The sequence below is a fragment of the Variovorax sp. J2L1-78 genome (assembly GCF_030317205.1).
In the GTDB taxonomy this organism is placed as follows: Bacteria; Pseudomonadota; Gammaproteobacteria; order Burkholderiales; family Burkholderiaceae_C; genus Variovorax; species Variovorax arabinosiphilus.
Map to the genome: position 1 here is coordinate 761,841 of NZ_JASZYB010000003.1, position 8,427 is coordinate 770,267.

8 protein-coding genes are annotated in these 8,427 nt (G+C 69.6%); all 8 read right to left on the reverse strand.

Annotation, left to right across the window (positions count from 1 at the left end; all coding sequences use genetic code 11):
* Positions 1-223 precede the first annotated feature (223 nt).
* The gene (locus QTH86_RS22065) at positions 224-1,648 is read right to left on the reverse strand and encodes a sigma 54-interacting transcriptional regulator (RefSeq protein ID WP_286648291.1); all 1,425 of its coding nucleotides are present in this window, start codon (positions 1,646-1,648) and stop codon (positions 224-226) included.
* Between the two features lie 21 nt (positions 1,649-1,669).
* Complete coding sequence (locus QTH86_RS22070; protein WP_286648292.1) at positions 1,670-2,332, reverse strand: hypothetical protein; 663 nt, start codon at positions 2,330-2,332, stop codon at positions 1,670-1,672.
* Between the two features lie 80 nt (positions 2,333-2,412).
* Positions 2,413-3,840 (reverse strand): sensor histidine kinase, encoded by a 1,428-nt coding sequence (locus QTH86_RS22075; RefSeq protein WP_286648293.1) that lies wholly within the window; start codon positions 3,838-3,840, stop codon positions 2,413-2,415.
* Positions 3,840-5,213, reverse strand: a complete 1,374-nt coding sequence (miaB, locus tag QTH86_RS22080; RefSeq protein WP_286648294.1) for a tRNA (N6-isopentenyl adenosine(37)-C2)-methylthiotransferase MiaB — start codon at positions 5,211-5,213, stop codon at positions 3,840-3,842. The genes QTH86_RS22075 and miaB overlap by 1 nt, the downstream gene beginning before the upstream one ends.
* Before the next feature lie 97 nt (positions 5,214-5,310).
* On the reverse strand, positions 5,311-5,802 hold the full coding sequence (locus tag QTH86_RS22085; RefSeq protein ID WP_286648295.1) for a hypothetical protein: 492 nt from the start codon (positions 5,800-5,802) through the stop codon (positions 5,311-5,313).
* Between the two features lie 92 nt (positions 5,803-5,894).
* Positions 5,895-6,893 (reverse strand): serine aminopeptidase domain-containing protein, encoded by a 999-nt coding sequence (locus QTH86_RS22090; RefSeq protein WP_286648296.1) that lies wholly within the window; start codon positions 6,891-6,893, stop codon positions 5,895-5,897.
* On the reverse strand, positions 6,886-7,695 hold the full coding sequence (locus tag QTH86_RS22095) for an alpha/beta fold hydrolase (protein ID WP_286648297.1): 810 nt from the start codon (positions 7,693-7,695) through the stop codon (positions 6,886-6,888). The genes QTH86_RS22090 and QTH86_RS22095 overlap by 8 nt, the downstream gene beginning before the upstream one ends.
* Positions 7,692-8,423, reverse strand: coding sequence for a 4'-phosphopantetheinyl transferase family protein (locus QTH86_RS22100; protein ID WP_286648416.1), 732 nt, complete (start codon positions 8,421-8,423; stop codon positions 7,692-7,694). The genes QTH86_RS22095 and QTH86_RS22100 overlap by 4 nt, the downstream gene beginning before the upstream one ends.
* Positions 8,424-8,427: the final 4 nt, after the last annotated feature.

Sequence of the window (8,427 nt, forward strand, 5' to 3'; positions counted from 1 at the left end):
CTGCGGACGCAGTGCAAAAGAAGGGTTGGAAGAGGCGGTCATGCCTCTACAAGGGCAATCGCCGTGCCAGCAGGGAAAAGCGCTTTTAAATCAAAGGCTTAGCTGGAGAATTCAGGTGAAATTCCGGGGCGGACACCCGAAGGGGCGGGAAAACCCCTGTTTTTGTCGCCGAACCCCGACAAACTCGAAGGCTCCGGCGACAAAACTCAATGAAATCAACGACTTACTTGCGTCGCTCCTCAGCGACAGCTTCGCCGGAAGGCGACGACGGCCCATCGGCCTTGAAGTGGCCGGGGGTCAATTCGTGCTTCTGCAGCAGCCGATAGAACTCGGTCCGGTTGCGGTCCGCCAAGCGCGCGGCGTCGGCCACGTTGCCGTCGGTGAGCTTGAGCAGGCCGACCAGGTAGTCGCGCTCAAAGCGCTGCTTGGCGTCGGCATAGGTCTGCACTTCGACGCTCGGCACGCGCAGCGCCCGCTGCACCAGCGCCAGCGGGATCAGCGGCGAGCTCGACAGCGCGCAGACCTGCTCGACCACGTTGAACAGCTGCCGCACGTTGCCCGGCCAGGAGGCCGTGGTGAGCGCCTTGATCGCCTCCGGCGCGAAACCCGACAGCCGCTTGCCGTACTTGGTCGACAGGCGCTGCAGGAAGTGGTTGGCCAGCAGCGGAATGTCCTCGCGCCGGGCCGACAGCGGCGGCAGCGTGAGCGTCACCACGTTGAGGCGGTAGTACAGGTCTTCTCGGAACTGGCCCGCTTCCATGGCAGCGTCCAGGTCGCGGTGGGTGGCCGAGACGATGCGCACGTCGACCGCGATCGACTGGGCAGCGCCGACCGGCCGCACCGCGCGCTCCTGCAGCACGCGCAGCAGCTTGACCTGCAGGGCGGGCGGCATGTCGCCGATCTCGTCGAGCAGCAGCGTGCCGCCGTCGGCCTGCTGGAACAGCCCCTTGTGGTTGGCATGGGCGTCGGTGAAGGCGCCCTTCATGTGGCCGAACAGCTCCGACTCGAGCAGCGCCTCGGGGATCGCCCCGCAATTGACCGCCACGAAGGGCTTTTCGGCGCGCGCGCTCGCCTTGTGGATGGCGCGGGCCAGCAGTTCCTTGCCGGCGCCGCTGTCGCCGCGCAGCAGCACGGACGCGTCCGACTTCGCGACCATGCGTGCTTCGGCTAGCAATTCGGCCATGCGGCTGCTGCGGCTGACGATCTCGGAGCGCCAGCTCTCGTCGCTGCCGGTGCTGGGTGTGGTGACGGGTGAGCCCATGGCCAGCGCCTGGCTGATCTTCTCGAGCAATTCGCGCGCGTCGTAGGGCTTGGTCAGGTAGGTGAAGACGCCGCGCGCCGTCGCCTCGACCGCATCGGGGATGGTGCCGTGCGCGGTCAGCAAGATCACCGGCAGCGTCGGGTGGTCCTTGCGGATCTCGTCGAACAGCGCGAGCCCGTCGCGGCCGGGCAGGCGCACATCGCTCAGCACCAGTTGCGGGTGCTCGATCTCGAGCTGCGTCAGTGCCGACTCCGCCGAGGTCACGGCCGTCACCTGGTAACCGGCCGAGTTCAGCCGCATCGACAGCAGGCGCAGCATGTCCGGATCGTCGTCGACCACCAACAGGCGGGCGCCGGTGGCTTTGGCGGAAGAGGGGGCTTCACTCATGGACGGTCCTTCGTGCGCCGCTCAGGGCGTGGCAGGCTTGCTGCCGTTGCTTGGTGCGGGCGCATTGGGCCGGGCGAAGCTGCGCTCGATGGCGCGCAGCGCTTCGATCCGGTCGTTCAGCTGGTCGATGCGACGCTGGGCGTCGCGCGCCTGCTGGGCCTGGCGGTCGCGGTCGTCCTCGACCTTGCGTTGCTCCAGAAAGCGCGCGGCCAGGAGGCGCGCCAGCGGCTGCAGCGGTTGCGCATCGGCCGTCGGGTTCGAAATCACCCGCTGCAGCAGCCCGAGAGAACGCGCCAGGTCGGCCGGTGCGCGCGTCTGCGCCAGCACCAGGGCCACCTGCATCTGTACCAGTGGCGCGTCGCCTGGGTCGCCCAGCCGCGCCACCTCGGCGGCCAGCTCATTGGCGTTGAGCGAGCGCAGGCGGTCGGCGTAGGTGAGGACGGCTTCGGCCGGCGTGGCGCCGCGCAACGAGAAGGCCAGCGCCGGCTGGGTCGCTAGGGCGATCGGTTCGGCTTCCACCGGGGTCACGCGCACCACGGGCGGCGGGGGTGGTGCCGGCACGGGCGCCGGAGGCGGCGGCGGCGTCGGCGCGGGCGGCGGCGTGGTGCAGGCGCCCAGCAGGGTCAGCGACGACAGGGCGAGCGCCGAGGCAAGGGCCGGACAGCGGGCGAACGAAAAAGACATGGTGCGGGACAGCGTGGGACGCGAGGTGTTCGAGGCGAGAAGGGCGAGAAGGGGCGGGGATGGCGCGGAGAGGGCGAGGCTCAGGCGGAGCGCGGGAGCTCGATGCGGAATCGCGCCCCGGGGCCGTCTGGCAGCAGCGTGACGTGGCCACCATGTGCAGCAATGTACTCCTGCACGATCGACAGGCCGATGCCTGTGCCTTTGACCGCATGCTCTGGTTGGCGTTCCCCGCGGAAGAAGGGCTCGAAGACGCGATCGCGGTCGCCCTCGGCGATGCCGGGGCCGGCGTCGGAGATGTCGATGCGCGCGGTGTCCGACGTGCCGGACACGTCGAAGCGGATGACGCCGCCCCGTTCGGAGAAGCGGATCGCATTGGACAGCAGGTTGGCCAGCGCCGTGCCCAGCTTGGCCGGGTCGACCGTGATCGACAGCGGCTCGCCCTCGACCTGCACCTGCAGCCCGTGCGCCTGCCATTGCAGGCGCTGCGCCTCGACCTGCTCCTCGATCAGCGGCAGCAGGGCCGTGCGCTGGCGGTGCAGGTCGCGCGCCTCGAAGGCGGCGGCGTTGAAGCGCAGCAGCGCCTCGATCTGGCTCTGCAGCGAGATGGCGTTCTGCTGCAGGATCTGCGCGACCTCGCGCTGCGCCGGGTTGAGCGCGCCGGTCACGCCGTCTTCCAGCAGCGAGATGCCCTCGCGCAGGGCCGCCAGCGGCGTCTTGAGTTCATGCGACACGTGACGCAGGAAGCGTGCCTTGTCGGCATCGAGTTCTGTCAGACGAAGCCGCAGCCATTCGAGCTGCTGCGACACGCGCCGCACGTCGGCCGGGCCGCGGATGTCGATCGGCACGTCGAGCCGGTTCTCGCCCAGGCCGACGATGGCGCGCTGCAGCCGCTTGAAGGGCCGTGCCAGCCACACGCCGAAGGCCAGCGCCAGCGCCACCGCCAGCGCGCTGGCGGCCAGCACCTCGCGCATCAGGCGCGTGCGGGCGTCTTCGAGGCGGGTCGAGAGCGCGGTGTTCTGCGCCTCGATCTGCGTCTGCGCCTGCTGGGCGATGTCGGTGTTCACGGCGTCGAGGTCGCGGAACTGCATCGCGAGCGTGGTCTCGCGCGCGAGGGCGGTGTCGGCGGGGCCGACCAGCAGCCGCTCCATCGCGTCCAGCTGCATGCGCCAGGCGTCGATGGACGTGCGCTGCACGCCGTTGTCGGCCAGCCGGGTCAGCACGTTCTGCGCGTCGCGGGCAGCGTCGTCGAAGCGCCGGCGCAGCACCGCGTCGTTGAGCACGAGCGACTGGCGGCCGGCCCGCTCCATCGCGGCGCTGCGCTCGGCCAGCGACTGCGCGGCGCCCGAGAGCGTGAGCGCGCGGGTGGCCGCGTCGCGGCTCTGCGTCATCAGCGCGTCGTACTGGAACACCGCGCGCAGTGCCACGCCCACCAGCAGGGCGGTGATCAGAAGAAAGGCGAAAAGCAGCAGTTGCTGGAAGGAGCCGCGCGCCGTCGTGAGCTTCGCCATCAGACGGCGATCGCGGCGGTGGCCGGCGCGACGCTGGGGGTGTCGACGTCGCGCACGGGCACTTCGCCGCGCAGCGTGTAGGCCAGCGAACGGGTGATGCGCAGGTCGATCATCTGGCCGACCAGCCGCGCGTCGCCTTCGAAGTTGACGACGCGGTTGCAGGCGGTGCGGCCCATCAGCTCGCTCGCGTTTTTGCGCGATGCGCCTTCCACCAGCACGCGTTGCGTAGTGTCGACCAGCGCCTGGCCGAATCGCTGGACGTTGACGTCGATGGCGGCCTGCACCTGCTGCAGGCGCGCCAGCTTCACCGCGTGCGGCGTGTCGTCGTGCAGCGCGGCGGCGGGCGTGCCGGGGCGCGGGCTGAAGATGAAGCTGAAGCTCGAATCGAAGCGGCAGTCCTCGATCAGCTTCATCATCTTGGCGAAGTCCTCGTCGGTCTCGCCGGGGAAGCCGACGATGAAGTCGCTGCTGAGCGCGAGCTCGGGCCGGATGGCGCGCAGCTTGCGCACCGTGCTCTTGTATTCCATCGCGGTGTAGCCGCGCTTCATCGCCATCAGGATGCGGTCGCTGCCGTGCTGCACCGGCAGGTGCAGGTGGCTCACCAGTTTCGGCACCTTGGCATAGGCCTCGATGAGGCGCGGTGTGAACTCGTTCGGGTGGCTGGTGGTGTAGCGGATGCGCTCGATGCCCGGGATCTCGGCGATGTACTCGATCAAGAGCGCAAAGTCGGCGATCTCGCTCGTGCCGCCCATCGCGCCGCGGTAGGCGTTCACGTTCTGCCCCAGCAGCGTGACCTCGCGCACGCCCTGATCGGCCAGGCCGGCGACCTCGACCAGCACGTCGTCGAGCGGGCGGTTGACTTCCTCGCCGCGGGTGTAGGGCACCACGCAGTAGCTGCAGTACTTGGAGCAGCCTTCCATGATCGAGACGAAGGCGGTCGCGCCGTCGACCCGTGCCGGCGGCAGGTGATCGAACTTCTCGATCTCGGGGAAGCTGATGTCGACCTGGGGGCGATCCTGGATGTCGCGCTGGGCCAGCATCTCGGGCAGGCGGTGCAGCGTCTGCGGGCCGAACACCACATCGACGTAGGGCGCGCGCGCGATGATGGCCGCGCCTTCCTGGCTGGCCACGCAGCCGCCCACGCCGATCTTCACGCCGCGGGCCTTCAGGTGCTTGATGCGGCCGAGGTCGCTGAAGACCTTTTCCTGTGCCTTCTCGCGCACCGAGCAGGTGTTGAAGAGGATGAGGTCGGCCTCCTCGACGTCCTGCGTGGGCTCGTAGCCCTGCGCGGCATTCAGCACGTCGGCCATCTTGTCCGAGTCGTACTCGTTCATCTGGCAGCCGAAGGTTTTGATAAAGACTTTTTTGCTCATGGCGTGGGGAAAAGAGAGGGAAACCACCGGAAGAAGCGGTGCAGGCGCTCGATGAAGCGCCGAACGAAAGAGGCGGATGCGGCAGTCGCCGCCGGCGTCACTGCCCGAAGGTGGGCAACTGGTTGAACGGCGTCTTGCCGTCGTCGGTCGCGCCGCTGGCGGCGACGAAAGGCCAGAAGTTGAGGAAGGGTCGACCGACCGAGGCGCGCTTCACGCTCGCCTCGGTGGGAGTGAGCACCCAGACCTCGCGCACCAGGCCGGCCGGGTCGCGCGTGTAATTCACCAGCAGGTTCTGCCCGGTGATGGCGCCCGTGGTCACCACCATGTTCTCGGCGCTGCGGATGCGGGCGCCGGGCGACAGGCGATCGGCCCGGCCGTCGAGCACGATCTCGGGTGCGGCAACCACCATGAACTGCCCCCGCAGCGTGCCTTCGGGGAAATTGCGGCCGCCGGCGGCGGCCTCGTTCTGCACCGGCGCCTCCAGCGTCTGGGCCGACACGGGCGGTGCCCAGGCAAAGGCCCCCACCAGGGCGACCAGGCAGAAGAAGGACCAAAGGGCGGGGGCGGCAATGCGGTGGCAGCGGTTCATGGGGTATATCCAGAGGCTGTGGAGCGACCGATTTTAGCGGCCGGCCCCCTCGGGCCTGATCGCACCCGAGCCCCTGGGCTGCGCCGTGCAGCTCAGGCCGTGACCGATGCCTGGCCGGCGGGCTGGCGGGCCGTCGCCGCGTTCGTGCCCACGCTGGCCCCGGGCAGGGATGGGCGGGTGCTGGTCCCGAAGGCGGCGATGCGGGCCCATTCCTCGACAGCGTCGAGCAGCTTGGCCTGCATGACCCGGGTGGTCGCGGTGTGGTCGATGTCGGGCCAGAAGCGGTACTTCACCCGGTCGAACAGCCGCGAGCCGCGCAGCTGGCTCAGCATGCCGTGGTTGCGGTCGGTCGAGTTGTAGGTGACCGAGTACATCAGGGACACCTCCACGCCGCGATCGGCCAGCGAGAGCAGGCGGCGTTCATACTCGGCAGCATCGACCGCCGGCGCCTCGGCGCTGCCGAAGATGCTGCCCTGCTCGACGGCCGGCGTGCGGCTCGGCCGCAGCGAGGCCAGGCGCGCCATCGTCCGTTCGCGGGCGGCAGCGTCGCCCGCGCCCATCCAGTCGGTCAGGTCGCGCCACCAGAAGTAGCTCGCGCGCACTGCAGGGTTGAAGGGAAAGGCGGCCAGCCGGCGCAGCTTGCGTTCCAGGCGCACGCCGGGCGTGAGATACATCTCGCCGTCGAAGGCCAGCATGCCGGTGATGCGCGGATCGGCCAGCGCCACCGCCATGGCGTTCTCGGCGCCCGAGCAGATGCCGAACACCAGGAAGCGGCGCACGCCGTAGCGCTCGCCCAGAAAGTCCATGGCGGCCTTCATGTCTTCCACGGCCTGCGCGCGGAAGGCATTGCGGCTCTGTGCGGCCACGCTGTCGCCGATGCCCGAGAGGTCGAAGCGCAGCGTCGGGATGCCGGCGCTGGCCAACCGGCGCGCCGTCTTCACGTTGATGCGGTGCGGCCCGATGCGGTGGTTCACGCCGGTGTTGAGCACCAGGCATGCCACGTCGGTGCGGCCGGCCTGAGGCTGGCTGAGCATGCCGAACAGACCCTCGCCGGGGCCGAACAGAACGGGTGTCTCGGTGTAGTCATTCATGGATTTCTGCCATCACGCGTTGCAACGCCTCTGCAGGCACCATCTCATTATTGGGGTGGGGATTGCTCGTCCATATCATGGTATGCGGCAATAGCACATGGCGTGCGCTGCGGTCTTGTGTCTGCGCCGTGACCCACTGGCGCGTGGTCGTGTCGTCGGGTTTGGCGATCACCACGAGTTCGGTGCCGGTGCCCAGCTGAAGGCTGTCGGGCGTGAGCGCCGCGATCTGGCGGCGCAGCAATTCGGAGATGCCGAAGCCGAAGGCCTCGCCGCTGAAGGCCTCGGGGTCCTTGCGCAGGCTGCGGCGCCATCCGGCGTCGGGAATGGAGTGGCTCAGTTCCAGTTCGGCCACGTGTTTTTCGCGCAGGTCCTGCAGGTAGCTGCGGCCTTCCAGCACCGGTTCCCACAGCACCAGCCGGGCGATGCGCGGGCTGGCGGAGGCGGCGGCCTGCAGCGCCAGCGTGGCACCGATGCGGGCGCCGAACCACACGATGCGCGCTGCGCCGGAACGGGCGATCAGTTCGCGGTGGGCCTCGCCGATGTCGCGGCGCCAGCCCTCCAGGTCGCCGTCCTCGTCGTCGCCGGGGGAGTCGCCCGTGCCGTAGGGGTCGAAGCGCAGCACCGGCACGCCGCGGCGCGACAGGCGCAGCGCGAGCAGGCGGTAGAAGCGGTGGCTGCGCAGGGCCTCATGGCCCATGGGCGGGCACAGCAGCACGGCCGTGTCGCTCGCACGCGCACCTTCCGCCGCGTGGAAAAGACCGAAGAGCCGCCGCGAGGGCAGGCCGAACATCAGGGGGGTCATGCGGTGAATTCCAGGGGCGCGGCGGCGCTCGCACTAACGTCCGTCGTGTGCGGTGCGCAGCGCGGCAGGCGCAGTGCCAGGGCGCCGATCGTGTCGTCGCCGTCCTCGAAGGACTGCAGGCGCAACTGCTCGACGCCGTCGGGCGTGGTGAGGGTGACGGTCTGGGCGACCGGCGCGACGCCGACGTCGAAGCCGTTGGTGGCCAGGTCCAGCCCGATGCCGACCGCCTTGAGGCAGGCCTCCTTGCGGGTCCAGCAGACGAAGAAGGCGCGATCGCGCTGTGCCGTCGGGCAGGCCGCGAGCGCGGCCTCCTCGGCGGGCGAGAAATAGGCGGCGGCCAACGCGAGCGCGTCGGGCATCGGCCGAAGGACCTCCACATCCACACCCAGTTCGTCGCGGGTCGACAGCGCGACCAGACCAGTGCCGTGGCTGTGGCTGAGGTTGAAGTGCAGGTCGGCCGACGCCAGCGCCGGCTTGCCGAAGCGACCGGCCACGAAACGCAGCCTTTCGCCGGCCTGGCCGCTGTGCTGCCCCAGCAACTGCCGCAGTGCGGCATGGGCGGCGATGAAGCGATGCCGGTCACGCTCGAAGACGAAGCGGCGGGCCCGCGCCGCTTCGTCGGCCGAGAGCTTGGCCAGGGCGGCGGCGGGGACGTGCTGGTCCAGGTCGATGCGCCACAGTTCGCAGTGGGGGGCATCGACGGGGAGGACGAGCGGCGAGACGATCATGCGC

Coding starts and splice junctions, on each gene's coding strand:
- QTH86_RS22065 (WP_286648291.1), bottom strand. CDS start 1,648: ATGAGTGAAGCCCCCTCTTCCGCCAAAGCCACCGGCGCCCGCCTGTTG.
- QTH86_RS22090 (WP_286648296.1), bottom strand. CDS start 6,893: ATGAATGACTACACCGAGACACCCGTTCTGTTCGGCCCCGGCGAGGGT.
- QTH86_RS22085 (WP_286648295.1), bottom strand. CDS start 5,802: ATGAACCGCTGCCACCGCATTGCCGCCCCCGCCCTTTGGTCCTTCTTC.
- miaB (WP_286648294.1), bottom strand. CDS start 5,213: ATGAGCAAAAAAGTCTTTATCAAAACCTTCGGCTGCCAGATGAACGAG.
- QTH86_RS22070 (WP_286648292.1), bottom strand. CDS start 2,332: ATGTCTTTTTCGTTCGCCCGCTGTCCGGCCCTTGCCTCGGCGCTCGCC.
- QTH86_RS22100 (WP_286648416.1), bottom strand. CDS start 8,423: ATGATCGTCTCGCCGCTCGTCCTCCCCGTCGATGCCCCCCACTGCGAA.
- QTH86_RS22075 (WP_286648293.1), bottom strand. CDS start 3,840: ATGGCGAAGCTCACGACGGCGCGCGGCTCCTTCCAGCAACTGCTGCTT.
- QTH86_RS22095 (WP_286648297.1), bottom strand. CDS start 7,695: ATGACCCCCCTGATGTTCGGCCTGCCCTCGCGGCGGCTCTTCGGTCTT.